This is a genomic window from Henriciella sp. AS95, assembly GCF_038900055.1.
GTDB lineage: Bacteria > Pseudomonadota > Alphaproteobacteria > Caulobacterales > Hyphomonadaceae > Henriciella.
This window is the reverse complement of sequence record NZ_JBBMQM010000001.1, coordinates 498,454-512,143: the sequence shown is the minus strand read 5'-3', so window position 1 is coordinate 512,143 and position 13,690 is coordinate 498,454. Positions and strand designations below refer to the sequence as shown.

Here is a 13,690-nt window from a genome sequence, read left to right as displayed (position 1 = left end):
TCTGTCTCAGTCGCGCAGGTGTTTGGGCTTGTACTCGGGAACGAGACGCGACAGCGCCAGGATTGCCTCGTCGCGGCGACGCTGGCGGGCATGTTCCAAGAGCTCGTCGAGCTGCTCATCAAAATCATTGGCGATCACATGTTCGGACGCGACCTTGTAGATGCCTTCAATATCGATGGAATGCACTTCCTCATGATTGTAAGTCAGCATTTCATGCATCTTCTCGCCCGGGCGAAGACCGGTCGTCCTGATCTCGATATCACGGCCGGGCACCAGCCCCTTCAGGCGGATCATTGCTTCGGCGAGTGCCTTGATCTGGATCGGTTCGCCCATATCCAGCACGTAAAGTGACGAGGTGCCGGGCGCGCCATTATGGGTCGTCGACTGCAAGACGAGCGCCGAGGCTTCCTCGACGGTCATGAAATAGCGGGTCACATCCGGGTGGGTCAGCGTAACCGGGCCGCCTTGCGAGATCTGCCGCTCGAACAGCGGAACGACCGAGCCCGACGAACCAAGAACATTGCCGAACCGCACCATCGACACGGCGAGATTTGACGAACGCGCCTGGCGGGTCATCGCAATCTCGGCCAGACGCTTGGTGGCTCCCATGACATTGTCGGGGTGCACAGCCTTGTCGGTTGAAACGAACACCATTTTGGCAACGTCGTTCTCAATGGCGGCGCGGGCGGTCTTCACAGCGCCCCCGACATTGGTGAGGATTGCTTCGCAGACATTGTGCTCCATCAGCGGCACATGTTTCAGCGCGGCCGCATGGATGATGACGTCTGGATCGGCCTCCTTGATCGCACGGCCGACGCGGATCTCGTCGCGCACATCCCCCAGTTCGGAATTGATGCGCACATTCGGAAATTCTCCGCGAAGCGCGAGGTCGGCCTCGTAAAGATTGTACTCCGAGGCATCGAATAGAGTCAGAGAGTCCGGGTTCATGGCCGCACACTGGCGCGCCAGCTCTGACCCGATCGTTCCGCCACCGCCTGTCACCAGCACGCGCGAGCCTTCGATGAGGTCGGCCACGGGGCGGTTGTCCAGAATGCGCTCGCGGCGTTTTAAAAGGTCTGCTGGCCGGACCGGCAGCATCGAGCCACCATCTCCGCCCGCATCAAGTGTCATGACCTCGGTTTTGCGGTTTGCTGCCTCTTCAAGGATTTGCGTCATGTACTGGCGCTCACGCGCCGACCCGGAAACGGCAACGAGCGGTGTCTTGCCATAGCGCACCGCCAGCAGATCCAGAACCTTGCCGAGATCATCGAGGCCGCCCATGACCGGAACCCCCCGGATCGCGCGGCCAAACTCGGCGCCGTCTGGCTCAAGCAGACCAAGAACCCGCACCTTGGCACCCGCCTGGTCCTGATTCAGCGCCCGCAACACAGCCGGAGCCTCGATCGCTTTACAGATCAGCAGCGTCATCGGCGCATCACGCTGCAGGCGAGAGAAGAAAATCTGGAATGGCCGGCGCGTCGACCGCCCGAGGGCGATCATGCGGCCAAGAAAGATGATGGCGAGCCAGATAATATCTGCGATGAGAATCGCGCTGCGCGGAAATCCGATCAGCCGGTTCCAGAGGAACATGACCGGCAGGAACATCAGCGTCGCAAGGCCGACCGCCTGAATGATCTTGATCGCATCGGTCCAGCCTGCATGGCGCCAGACCTGGCGATGCACGCGCAAAAGATAGAAGGATGCAAGGCCAACAAGGGCAAAGGTCGACGTCGCCATGGCGACTGCCTGGACGGCATCGGGCGGCGCGCCGCCAGTCGAAAGCCATCTTGATATCACCGCGATGGCCATCGCAATCGCTGCCGCCACGGTATCAAAACCGAGGGTCATCGCCATGGCGCGGCGGGCTTCGTCGCGCGGCGTCATGCAGAACGGCCCTTCAGAAAGGCCCAACGGACACAATTTGGCGGACTGGAGCCGTCACTATCGGCCTGTGCACGGCCGCTGAGGACAATCTGGGAGGTTTTTTCGATCACGCCACGCCCGAGGTAAAAACTTTTCTCCAGACGAGCCGCCTCATGGCTTGTCTTGAAACGCCACACTGCCCCGGTTTCAGCTTCAAGTCGAATGGAATTGTCGCCCATCATGACCGTCACGGTCGGGTGCAGGTGAAACCGCACCGTATAGGCGATTGTGCGCGCATCATTGGCAGGCCCCTGCGAAACCGGGCGTGCCAGCGAGTCTTCTCCGGCCAGGCGGCGTCCATCTCCCGACATGAACAGGCGGCGACGGTGTAGCAGGCCAAACTGCTTCTTGTAGCCGCCATGCTGGGCGTCGAGCCATATCTCTTCAGCTTCTTCCAGACGCTTGGCCGAGATGCCTTCCGGCCCGTCCGGAAAGGTGAGGCCGGTTTCATCATTTCGAACAAAAGGGGCCGAATCTTCGCTAGCAAGGATCAAGGTCGAGTGCGCACTGGTGCGCCGCACCGCCGCCTGCCAGTCAATATCGATCTCCGGGCTGAACGCGCACGAGGTGACCAGCCGGGCCGCCCCGTCATGCAACTCAAAGCCGAGCGCACCGGCATGCGCGCGGTCTCCAAAGGGCTGTTCAGGCGCGCTTCCCGCATCCAGCAACAGGCTCGTCGCGCCTTTGACCAGCTTGTGGAACCCAGATTTTGGCGCGACCGTGAACCGCCGCGGCGACGCCCCAAGCTGCGCGATCGCCGCATCGACGATCTCCGGCAGGCTTTCGTGCCCGTCATTGAAAGGCGGCAGGGCCCCATCGCCCGCCCGGAAAAACCCGACCATGCCGCCGAGACGCTCAATCCAGCTCTGGATAAAGGGCGGGACGGTCCGTTCTGATCGCTGGATCACATCGCGTAGCACGCACAGCTCCAGCATCGATCTCAACCCACGGGCCGGCGCACGCGTCACATGTCCGCCATCCGGCAGAATCTGCGCCGTGCACTCGTTTTCCAGCCGCGTCAGGGCCTCGCTGAGCCCCTTGCCGCGCTTCAGACAGAGGGCATTGAGCACCAGCACCACGGATATCCGCCAGCGGGCGGCAGGCTCGGTGCAGTCATCATGTAGGGATTCAACGTGTCGTATCTGACGGCCGAGCGCGTCGAGGCGGCTATGGATGACCTCTTCTTCACCCACCTCGAAGAGGGCCGGGCCACAGATCATCCAGTTCCAGATGCGATCGGCTGCGCAACCCGCGCGCCAGGCGAAACCATGAAACCGGCCAAAATTCTCGATCCAGTCATCAACCAGGAAGCGGGCGCGGTCACCGCCGGCTTCGCCCTGTGTGAAGACATCCGGCAGCCAGTCGAAGCGATGCAGGCGGTCGGCAAAATGCTTTGACGGCAGCTGGCCGGACCAGGGCGCGCGGCCACCATCCAGCGCCAGCTTGTCCATCCCGATCCGCCACACATCGCGCATCAGGCTTTCGCCGCGCATATCGTCCGCCGGGGAAATCGCACGCGGATAAACACCGAAACCATCAGGCGCGGCTCCGGCAATCTTCAAACGGTGAATGGGACTTGCCGTCGACTCTTCGCCGCTTCGGCCGGTCAGCCGTGCCCACAGCTCGGCGTCCTCTTCAGGCGAACGGCGCATGGCAGGGACAGATTTTGCAAACTCTACTGTCATGGCTTGTCTGTTGCTGGGCCTGCTTGGCTACTCAGCCCCGAAGAGCCGCAATATTGGCAGCATACTGGCTTGGGCCGCCCTTGAACACCGCAGAACCCGCCACGATTGCATTCACCCCTGCAGAGATAGCCCTCGGAGCGGTCTCAGGGTTCAGTCCACCATCCACTTCGAGGATGATATCGCGGCCTGTTTCATCAATTTTCTTGCGGAAAATCTCGATCTTCCGCAGCTGGCTTTCGATGAAGCTCTGGCCGCCAAAGCCGGGGTTCACCGACATCACCAGAATCTCGTCAATGTCATCGATGATCGGGTCCACCACATTGGCGGGCGTACCCGGATTGATGGCGACGCCCGGCTTCATGCCTGCGGCGCGGATCGCCTGCAGCGTGCGGTGAATGTGCGGGCCGGCTTCAGGGTGCACGGTCAGGATATTCGCCCCTGCCTTGGCAAACGCGTCGATGAACAGGTCAACTGGCGCGATCATCAGATGAACGTCGAAAGGTTTGTCGCTGTGCGGACGAAGCTTCTCGATGACCGGCGGACCAAAAGTCAGGTTCGGCACGAAATGGCCATCCATCACATCGACATGGATCATGTCGGCTCCGGCTTCATCGATAGCGCGGATTTCCTCGCCGAGTTTTGCGAAATCGGCAGACAGGATCGAAGGTGAAATCAGGACGTCAGACATGGCTACCGCCTAAGACGAAACCGCCGCCAGCACAAGGCTGACGGCGGCAATCTACATCACGCGACAACAGCGCGCTGCGTGATAAAATCAGTAGGCGCTGAGCGGGACGACGCGAACCTTGTCACCATAAGTGACGTTCACGCGGGTGCCGGGCTGGATGAAGATGTCTCCACCCTGAATGATTTCGGCGACTTCGCCATTGTCGAAGCGGACCGTGTAGGCAAAGCCGCGGCGCGTGTTCATCGCCTTGCCAGCTTCGTTACCCGCCACGCCGCCGAGGACGGCGCCGCCAACAGCGCCAGCGGTCTGGGCCTTGTCGCCACCGCCAAGCTCAGAACCGGCAAGGCCGCCAAGGACTGCGCCAGTCGCCGTGCCCAGCCAGGACTGGTCCGGCTTGATCTGCACTTCGCGATAGGTCGTCACCGTGCCAGAGCGAACCTGGGTCTGATAGCCGACAGCGTTCGGGCTCACCGTGTTGGCACCATAGCCACTGGCGCAACCCGCAAGCGCGAGCGTCAGGGCAGCGAAAGCGCCGGCCATCATCTTGCTCGGCGTTTGAACGGTATTGGTCTCAGTTGTCATTTTGGTGCTCCTTTGCACATTCAACCGGCTCATTATCCGATTGGAACGCTGAACCTGATATGAATTCGCGCAGGCAATATTGTGGCGATTTGTCGGTATTGAAGGGCTTAAGCTGTCTTATTTCGCGTCAGACGGGATATGAAGAAGAAATCATGCCCGTATTCGCCGTTCGGCAGGGTCAGCACATCGCCCGCCTCTGTCACGCCAGCGGCAAAGTCCCCGGCTTCTTCCCGGCGGATCGGGCTCCGCACCAGATCGCCAGAGGCCAGAACACGCTCGATGACGTCGGCCCCCTCGCTGGCAAGCGGCGTGCAGACGCAATAGATAAGCGTCCCGCCCGGCTTGAGCATTTTCGACGATGCCTCCAACAGCCGCGCCTGCACCTCAGGAAAGCGCGCAATATCATCAGGCGACTTGATCCATGCGCCTTCCGGGTGGCGGCGCAGCGTGCCAAGGGCCGAACATGGCGCATCGAGCAGGATCCGGTCGGCCGGCGCCGATGGCGTCCAGTCTTCGAGCTTGGCGGCGATAATCTCGACTTTTTCGCCAAGCCCAGTCCTGGCAAGGTTGTCCTTCACCCGCTCCAGGCGGGAGGCCGATCGGTCCAGCGCGACCACGTCTGCGCCGGTCGCCGCCAGTTGCATTGTCTTGCCGCCGGGCGCGGCGCAAAGATCGAACACCCGATCTCCAGCCTGCGCGCCAAGCAATCTTGCCGGCAGCGCCGCCGCAACATCCTGCACCCACCAGTCACCGCCTTCAAAGCCCTCCATTTCGGCGATCTTGCCGGTCGGTACCGAGACGCTTCCTGGCCCGATCACCCGGCCCTCCAGGCTTGCGGCGAGCGCGTCTGCGTCTGCGGGCTGTTTCGGCGTGAGGTGCAGTTCCGGTTCGGTGAGCTGCGCCTCTGCGATCCGCGCCGCCGTTTCGACGCCAAGGCTCGTCATCATCGCGACGGTCAGCCAGTCCGGCCACACCGCGATTACCGGGGCCTTGTCGAAATGCGAGCGGTCCGAAACCACTTTGCGAAGCACGGCATTGAGAAAGCCCGACGCCGATTTCGCGCGCGCCCAGCTCTTGGCAGCGTCGACGGTCTCGCTGACCACCGCATGCGGCGGCGTCTCCATCAGCCAGGCCTGCGCCGCGCCGATACGCAGCAAGGCGCGCGCTGGCGGTGTCGCAGTATCAAGTGAGCGCGTCAGGAAGGGCGCAAGCCCCTTGTCGATCCGCCCAAGCTGCCGAAGCGCAGCGCTCGCCATGGCCCGCGCGAACCCTCTGTCAGGCCCGCTAAGGCGTTCGAAGAATTGCGACGTCGACATCGCCTCGTCGAGCGTCCGGCGATTGTCGAGAGTTTCAATGAGAAGGTCAGCAGCCGCCTGCCGGGATCTTGCGCCGCTCATCCCCAGGGGCCAGCCGCGCGCTGGTTGGTCGCGCTCGCCGTATCATCCATGGGCGCGGTCATGTCCGCCGCCATCTTGCGCAACGCCTCGACACGGTTTGCCGTCGAAGGGTGCGTCGAGAAGAGACTATCGCCCTTCTGGCCGTTCAGCGGATTGATGATGTACATATGCGCCATAGCCGGATTGGCTTCCGCGCGCTGATTGACCGCAGCGCGCGCGCCCCGGTCAATTTTCTGCAGCGCCGAGGCCAGCCATTGCGGATTACCGCATATTTCTGCGCCCAGTCGGTCAGCTTCATATTCACGCGAGCGGCTGATCGCCATCTGAACCAGACCGGCCGCCATCGGCGCGAAAATCATGATCGCAATCGATGTAATGATGCCGCCGCGCTCGCGATTGCCGAAGAAGAGCGCAAAGTTCGCCAGCATGCCGATCGCACCTGCAATGGTTGCGGTCACTGTCATGGTTAGCGTGTCGCGGTGCTGAACATGGGCCAGCTCATGCGCCATCACGCCTGAGACTTCCTCGCGCGTCAGCATATTAAGAAGGCCAGTCGTCGCGGCCACGGCAGCGTTTTGCGGGTTTCGCCCGGTCGCAAACGCGTTGGGCTGCGGGGTGTCGATGATGTAGATTTTCGGGGCAGGCAGGCCGGCATGCTCGGCCAGGGCACGTGTGTCGCTGGCAAAGGTGCGCAACACCGGAGAGCGCTCTTCCTCAGTGATCTCCCGTGCGCCCTGCATCTTCAGGACGATCTTGTCAGCGTTCCAGTATGAGAAGATGTTCATGACGAGGGCGATGGCAAAAGCGATCGCCATCCCGACAGCGCCGCCGACGAGATAGCCGACAGCCATGAACAATGCGGTCATGGCAGCGAGCAGGATGAATGTCTTGGCGGTTCCCACTTGGTTTGAACTCCTTGATTGGCAGCCGTCAGGGTCTAATTTGATACCATCGACTATATGGAATTTGTTAACGCAGATGTCAGTGACCTGCGAACTGGATGACAGAAATATCATGACCAAGCCGCTCTCCCCCGAAGCCCAGCGCGCCCTAGAAGAAGCCCGCGCCCGGCGCGATCAGCAGCTGGAGCACGAAAAAGCCCTTGAGTCTGAACGGGCAAAGGAATCGGGTGGTCCGAAAAATCGCGAACCGACCCGCTTTGGCGACTGGGAACGAAAAGGCATCACTTACGATTTCTGATGCCCCGCGCGTTCGCGCCGCAAGAAAAATTTCGCCTCTCAGGTTAACCTGTTTGCACACGCCGCCTGCACAGCGTTTACTGGCATCTGGCCTCTGGATTGCGTGAAACCCTCCAGAACAGACCGAATCTTTCGCTCAGGAGGCGAATTGCATGCCAATATGCTACAGACTTGCCGCGCTCGCAGGATCTCTTGCCCTGTTTGCAGCCCCAGCTGTTGCAGATGGATACGCGAATCGGCCGGTCAACAAGGGCCCGAGCCCACTGAAAGCATCTGAGCTGACACCGCCCGAGCCAGGCTGTTATCTCGTTGATGCGGAGACCGACACCTGGTCGTGCCCGCCGCTCCCTCAAAAAGCGCAAAGCACATCGACCCGCACCTATATCGACGAATCGAAAACACGCACCTACGTCAATCGTTATACGACGGGCGGCGAATGCTGCGGCGACACACGTCCGACCCCTCGCCCGGTCGTGACATCACGCCCACCGGTTCTGGTGGAGCGCGGGATGCGGATCAATATTTCCGGCTTCAATGGCGGCGTCGGTAGCGGTGTCGATGGCGGCTATTATGGCGGTGGCGGCGGTTTCGCCTATGCCAGCGCGTCTTCATCGGCCAGCGCCACGTCTTATGCCGCAGCCTCGCTCACTTTCCGTGGCGGCTTCAGAGGCGGCGGCAAGAAGCATAAGGGCGGCGGCTGTCATGTCTGCGGCGGCGGCAAAAAGGGTGGCGGCGGCTGAGGCCACCAGGCACCCGATAAAGTTTACCCAGGGACGGGTAAGGGTCGGCTATTTGCCGGCCCTTTTTCTTTGCCGCTAGCGGAAAACGTCAGAGATTGTGTCCAGAGACGTGCCATCCTGAAGATCGCGCAGATGCACATAGAGCACGGCCACGCCGACCGATCCAACGATGGCGCTGAGCGCACCCAGAACACCGTTCACGATTGCGCCCATGAGGGTGAAGTTCTGCGCATAAGCTGCCGATGCCATCGCGCCGCCGGTCAGCATCGTGATAATGTAGGCGACGACGGCATAAGCGATCCAGACAAGAACGATCAGCCCGAAAATCCGCCACCGCTGCCCCTTTGTCAGCTCGGCGCTACGCTCAAACGCACCGATGATCCCGGTATCCTCGACGATAAAGGACGGCACCGCCACAACCCAATAGGTCAGCAGAATGAGCCCCGGGATGATCAGCAGCATGAAGCCAATGGCCAGCCCGAGCCCCATCAGGATCGAAAGCCCGAGCAGGGGAAGGAAGACCGCAATCGCAACGCCCACCGACGTGCCAACATCCGATGGCCGTCCGGTCAGTGCTTCGACCGTTGTGTGAACCGCCGCGGCCTGCATCAGCAGCGGCAGCAGGCCCGCAACGATTGAGCCAAGCATCATACCAAGCGAGAAGGTCGGCATCATCGATCCGCTGGCCACAGCGCTGTCGAACATCGACGAAATCAGGAATGAGAGGACAATCTGCGGCACGATAACGAAAATCAGCGCCAGCAGGATCAGCTCAACGAATCGCTCGCCGATCACGCCGAAGGTCTTTTCAACAATAAAGCCGAAGTCGAGCTCTTTATCGCCCATAATATCCCCCATTAACTCTGAACCGAACCGACCATAAGTTGTGGTCTGGCGCAAGCCTTTTGCCTTGGGGTCGCCTAGCGGCCTTTCAGTATCGTGACCGGCTGGGCCTTCTTGTTGCGGTCCCGGTATGTGATGTAGATCGCCGCCACCACAATTATACCAGCCCCGATCCAGACATTCGTTCCCGGCAGAAAACCGACGATGATGAGGTCCGCCACGGTGGCCATGGGCAGGCGAAGATAATCGAGCGGAGAGATGAAGGACGCATCGCCGACTTTCACGGCTGAGATGTAACAGAACTGCGCGACAAAGCCCGTTCCCGCCATGAAGATGATCCAGCCCCATGTCTCAAGCGAGGGGTTGGACCAGTAAATAATACAGAATGGCAAAAGCAGGATGGACGACAGAACGTTTGCATAGGTCAGCAAGGCGATGGCCGAGAGCTCGGCCGACAGCGTTTTCACCAGAACGATTGCAAAGGCGAGGAAGAAGGCGCTTGCCAGCGCGCACAGGGTGCCCATGTCAAGGTTCAGATTATCGAAAGCGCCCGGCTGCCAGAAGACGAAAATGCCCGGCATCACCATGATCAAAACACCGACAAAGCCGATGCCGACCGCGCCCCAGCGATGAGGCCCGACCATCTCCCTCAGAACAATCGCCGCCAGCACCGTAACGAAGAGCGGACGCGAAAAGCTGATCGCATTGAACTGAGACAGCGACATGGTGAAGAAATCGGACACCGCCACCATCGCCAGCGTAAAGCCGAGCGTGCCGAACATGGACCGCATCAGCAAAAGGCCCGGCCGCCTGGTCTTCATCTTGTGAAGTCCCACGCGAAGGATCACCGGCACTGAAATCATGCACGCGATGAACGACCGCCAGAAGGCGAGAAAGACCGGGTGGACCTCCTTCGATAACTCCTTCGACAGGACGATGTAGACGGTAAAGCCCAAGCCAGACAGCACCATGAAGACCGCGCCGAGGGCATTGCCAGACAGGCGCGGACCTGTAGGTTCGCCATCATCCGTGCCGCTGGCATTATTCTGGCTTACCTGATCAATCATGCAGAAATTTTCCCAATCTGACCTCGATGCCATAGACAAGTTATGGCGCTCTGTCCCAGCAGATCATGTCTGGACGGGTTGGTCGGCCGCTGGGGCAGAACCTGAAGAAGTCTGGCTCTATCGCACTCGGGCCCACTGGCGCAAATTCCCGCTGCGCAAGACCAGCGAAGGCTATGCGCTCTTCGACGAAAAAGACCGCAAGGTCGCCGACGCAGACACGCTTGAAGGCCTGCTGACCGCCGTCGAGACCATTCCAGGATTGTCAGCCGACGCAAACAGCTAGCGCCCTATGGTTTGCCGGCCTGCATGGCAAGGCGCATCTGTTCGGCCTGTTCGACGCTGATGCCAAGTGCATCCAGAAGCGGCCCGCCATCGCTTTCATCCCAGCTATGGCGCGGCCCGACCGTCATGCCACCATCAACGAGAAACTCGCCGCCGGTAATGAAGGCCGCTTTGTCCGAGGCCAGATAGGCCGCCATCTCAGCGATATCCTTGCCCTGCCCGGTTCGCCCGGCCGGCTGCATCCGCCCGCCCTGCTGTTCGACAAGCGCCGCCATCTGGTCGGCCTGTTCACGCGATAGACCGAGTGACGCCCCAAAGATCGACGTCGCGATAAAGCCCGGCAGGATCGCATTGACGCGGATCTTGTATTTCGAAAGCTCGGCCGCTGCGAGTTTGGAAAAATGCGCAACACCCTTCTTGGCGACCGAATAGGTGATGGGCGCATAACCCGCGCACACAGCAGAAATGGAGGATGTATTGATGATGGAGCCGCCCTTCTCCTTCATCATCGGCACAGCCATCTTCGTGCCCACAAAGACCGACTTCAGCAGCAGGCTCATCGTCGCATCGAAGCCCTCTTCGTCGAGGTCTTCCACGCCCGTTGGCGTGCCACCATGGCCGGCATTGTTCCAGAGAATATCGAGCCCGCCAAACGCTTCTTTGGCTGTTTCGAACAGGGTCTTCAGCTCATCAGATCTGGTGACATCGCAGTGAACGTATCGAACCCGGTCCGAGCCGAACCGCGCTTCCAGCGCCTGGCCCTTCTCGTCCTGCAGGTCGCCCGCCACGACATTCGCGCCCGCCTCGACAAACACTTCAACGCCTGAAAGGCCGATCCCGCTTGCCGCGCCGGTGATGATCGCTGTTTTTCCAGAAAGCTCGCCCATAACGTCCTCCGATATCTGTCTTCATCGAAAGGGGCGCTTGAGGCCGGTTCAAGTCAAGGCTCGCCTTGGGGAAGGAAGACAGGTGTTTGGCCCCCTCCCCGTCGGGAGAGGACCAAACTGGGGACGTTACCGACCGGCTGTGGGGAATAGCCGGCGGTTCAAGTAGGTGTATTCAAGCGCAGACCTGCGCGCGGTTTCTTTTTGATTAGCCGCTGCTGAATGACCCCCGTCGATATTCTCATAATAAAAGAAGGGTTTATCAGCAAGCTCAAAAAGATGAGCCATCTTTCTGGCGTGTCCGGGGTGCACCCGGTCATCCTTTGTCGAGGTCAGGAAGAAGGGCATCGGATAGTCCGCATCCGGGTCAAAATTCTGATACGGCGAAATTGTCTCCAGAAAGGCCCGTTCTTCCGGCACGTCCGGATCGCCATACTCATCGACCCATGACGCGCCCGCCAGCAGCTTGTGATAGCGCAGCATGTCCAGCAGCGGCACCTGAATGACGACCGCGTCCCAAAGGTCCGGGCGCTGCGTCAGCATCACACCCATGAGAAGGCCACCATTCGAGCCGCCCATAATACCGAGATGCTCGGTCGAAGTGACGCCGCGCGCGATCAGGTCTTCGCCGACCGAGATGAAGTCATCATAGATGATCTGGCGTTTGCCCTTGAGGCCCGCCTGGTGCCATTCCGGGCCGAACTCGCCGCCGCCGCGAATATTGGCGAGCACATAGGCGCCGCCCTGCTCCAGCCACAGTCGGCCACGCACCGCCGAATAGGACGGGTTCATCGACACCTGGAAGCCGCCATAGCCATAGAGCAGCGTCGGCGTCGTGCCGTCGAGCGGCATGTCTTCCTTGTGAATAATGAAATACGGGATCTCCGTGCCGTCGGTGGACGTCGCAAAGAATTGCTCGACCTTGAGACCGGCCGTGTCGAATTTCGCCGGAAGACTCTTCAGCGGCGAGACATCACCAGATGCCACATCATAACGCAGCAGCGAGTCAGGCGTCAGGAAGCCCTCATAATTGAGGAAGACCGTATCGACATCCTTGTTGGCAAAGGCGATGCCGGACTGGCCCGTGCCCGGAAGCGCAATCTCGCTCGTCGTCCAGGCGCCAGACCCCGGCTCCAGCTTCAGCACCTTGCCGACAACATTCTCCTGAATCGACAGCAGCGCAGCGCCCTTGGCAATCGCCACACCGTTGACGGCCTGAGTCTCGTCGGGGCTGAAAACAAGGCTGACCGCCGGGAGCGCGCGGGTTTCAAGAAACTTGTCGAGTTCGAACGCCACAAGGTCGCCCGACTTGAAGGCGACAGGCTGCCCGTCCGGGGCCCAGTCCTGCTCCAGCGTGACCAGGAGCTGACCCTGATAGATGCCCTGCGGGGTCGACTTTGGCGGGATTGGCAGCTGGACTTTTGCGTCCTCGCCATCCGGCAGCCACCAATAGGTCGAGGTAAAGAAGGTGTCGGACTCCACAGCCATCTGAAGGCGGGTGCCGTCTTCCTTTTCCATGACGGCGGGCCAGACACCGACGTCAGTGACATCGCCGCGCGCGACTTCAACCGCCTCGGATAGCGGCGTTCCGCGCGTCCAGCGCTTGACCACGAAGGGATAGCCCGACTGCGTCACCGTGCCTTCGCCCCAGTCGGTGCCGATCAGGACGGTGTTCTCATCGACCCAGGCGAGGCCCTGCTTGGCTTCCTCAGTGACAAAGCCGTCCTCGACAAATGTCTTCGTGGACAGGTCAAATTCGCGCTGGATCACGGCGTCCTTGCCGCCATCCGAGAGCGAGACCATGCACAGCCACTTGCCGTCTTCTTCCGGCTGGAAGCAGTTTGCGCCCTTATAGACCCAGTTCTTGTCTTCCTCTTCAGCCAGCTTGTCGAAGTCGACAATCGTTTCCCATTCTGGCTCCTCCGTCGCATAACTTTCCAGCGGCGTGCGGCGCCAGAGGCCGCGCACATTGGTCTCGTCCTGCCAGAAATTATACACCCAGCCATCCCGGATGGATCCGTACGGAATACGCTCATCCGATGTCAGGACGTCGAGCGCGTCATTGTAATACTCATCATAGAGCGGGTCAGCCTGAAGCTCATCCAGCGTGCGGTCATTCTGCGCGCGCACCCAGTCGAGCGCCTTTTCGCCCTCGACCTCTTCGAGCCAGAGGTACGGGTCATTCTCGCCTGTCGGCAGGACAATTTCTTTTGTCGCTTCTACGGTCACGTCGCTCGGGGTCTCCTCGGCTTTCAGATTGGTGGACGTCTCTGTCTGGCAGCCGGCGAGCAAGCTCGCTACGACCGTGGCACAAATGACTACACGCATCAGGGCATCTCCGTTTGTGGGTGTCTGGCTCTTGCAAGTGGTTAGCTTAATGTGAAAATCCAATTGGGAAAC

At 60.6% G+C, this 13,690-nt stretch carries 13 protein-coding genes; 3 read left to right on the top strand and 10 right to left on the bottom strand.

What is annotated here, in order from left to right; translation table 11 throughout:
* Positions 1 to 6: 6 nt before the first annotated feature.
* From WNY37_RS02680 to htpX, 6 genes are all read right to left on the bottom strand, one after another.
* Complete coding sequence (locus WNY37_RS02680; protein WP_342971915.1) at positions 7 to 1,884, bottom strand: nucleoside-diphosphate sugar epimerase/dehydratase; 1,878 nt, start codon at positions 1,882 to 1,884, stop codon at positions 7 to 9.
* Positions 1,881 to 3,608, bottom strand: coding sequence for a heparinase II/III family protein (locus tag WNY37_RS02675; protein WP_342971914.1), 1,728 nt, complete (start codon positions 3,606 to 3,608; stop codon positions 1,881 to 1,883). The genes WNY37_RS02680 and WNY37_RS02675 overlap by 4 nt, the downstream gene beginning before the upstream one ends.
* A 31-nt stretch (positions 3,609 to 3,639) precedes the next feature.
* On the bottom strand, positions 3,640 to 4,296 hold the full coding sequence (gene rpe / locus WNY37_RS02670) for a ribulose-phosphate 3-epimerase (protein ID WP_342971913.1): 657 nt from the start codon (positions 4,294 to 4,296) through the stop codon (positions 3,640 to 3,642).
* A gap of 87 nt (positions 4,297 to 4,383) precedes the next feature.
* Entirely contained in the window at positions 4,384 to 4,878 is a 495-nt protein-coding gene (locus WNY37_RS02665) for a glycine zipper 2TM domain-containing protein (protein WP_342971912.1), read from the bottom strand.
* A 107-nt stretch (positions 4,879 to 4,985) separates the two neighbouring features.
* Positions 4,986 to 6,275 carry a transcription antitermination factor NusB gene (locus tag WNY37_RS02660; protein WP_342971911.1) on the bottom strand — a complete coding sequence of 430 codons (1,290 nt, stop codon included), beginning with the start codon at positions 6,273 to 6,275 and terminating at the stop codon, positions 4,986 to 4,988.
* On the bottom strand, positions 6,272 to 7,177 hold the full coding sequence (gene htpX / locus WNY37_RS02655; protein ID WP_342971910.1) for a zinc metalloprotease HtpX: 906 nt from the start codon (positions 7,175 to 7,177) through the stop codon (positions 6,272 to 6,274). Before htpX ends, WNY37_RS02660 begins: the two co-directional genes overlap by 4 nt.
* 112 nt (positions 7,178 to 7,289) lie before the next feature.
* On the opposite strand from htpX, the gene WNY37_RS02650 reads away from it, so the two are divergent.
* Together WNY37_RS02650 and WNY37_RS02645 are read left to right on the top strand one after the other, a co-directional pair.
* The gene (locus WNY37_RS02650) at positions 7,290 to 7,475 is read left to right on the top strand and encodes a DUF1674 domain-containing protein (protein ID WP_342971909.1); all 186 of its coding nucleotides are present in this window, start codon (positions 7,290 to 7,292) and stop codon (positions 7,473 to 7,475) included.
* A 151-nt stretch (positions 7,476 to 7,626) separates the two neighbouring features.
* Positions 7,627 to 8,214, top strand: coding sequence for a hypothetical protein (locus WNY37_RS02645; protein WP_342971908.1), 588 nt, complete (start codon positions 7,627 to 7,629; stop codon positions 8,212 to 8,214).
* A 75-nt stretch (positions 8,215 to 8,289) separates the two neighbouring features.
* Here WNY37_RS02645 and WNY37_RS02640 read toward each other — a convergent pair whose 3' ends face one another.
* The gene (locus tag WNY37_RS02640) at positions 8,290 to 9,060 is read right to left on the bottom strand and encodes a glycerophosphoryl diester phosphodiesterase membrane domain-containing protein (protein ID WP_342971907.1); all 771 of its coding nucleotides are present in this window, start codon (positions 9,058 to 9,060) and stop codon (positions 8,290 to 8,292) included.
* Positions 9,061 to 9,134: 74 nt separating this feature from the next.
* Entirely contained in the window at positions 9,135 to 10,124 is a 990-nt protein-coding gene (locus tag WNY37_RS02635; RefSeq protein ID WP_342971906.1) for a DMT family transporter, read from the bottom strand.
* On the opposite strand from WNY37_RS02635, the gene WNY37_RS02630 reads away from it, so the two are divergent.
* The gene (locus tag WNY37_RS02630; protein ID WP_342971905.1) at positions 10,123 to 10,407 is read left to right on the top strand and encodes a hypothetical protein; all 285 of its coding nucleotides are present in this window, start codon (positions 10,123 to 10,125) and stop codon (positions 10,405 to 10,407) included. The genes WNY37_RS02635 and WNY37_RS02630 overlap by 2 nt on opposite strands.
* A gap of 4 nt (positions 10,408 to 10,411) precedes the next feature.
* Here the strand turns inward: WNY37_RS02630 and WNY37_RS02625 are convergent, their stop codons facing one another.
* Positions 10,412 to 11,293, bottom strand: coding sequence for an SDR family NAD(P)-dependent oxidoreductase (locus tag WNY37_RS02625; RefSeq protein WP_342971904.1), 882 nt, complete (start codon positions 11,291 to 11,293; stop codon positions 10,412 to 10,414).
* A 126-nt stretch (positions 11,294 to 11,419) separates the two neighbouring features.
* Positions 11,420 to 13,618 carry a prolyl oligopeptidase family serine peptidase gene (locus WNY37_RS02620; RefSeq protein ID WP_342971903.1) on the bottom strand — a complete coding sequence of 733 codons (2,199 nt, stop codon included), beginning with the start codon at positions 13,616 to 13,618 and terminating at the stop codon, positions 11,420 to 11,422.
* Positions 13,619 to 13,690: the final 72 nt, after the last annotated feature.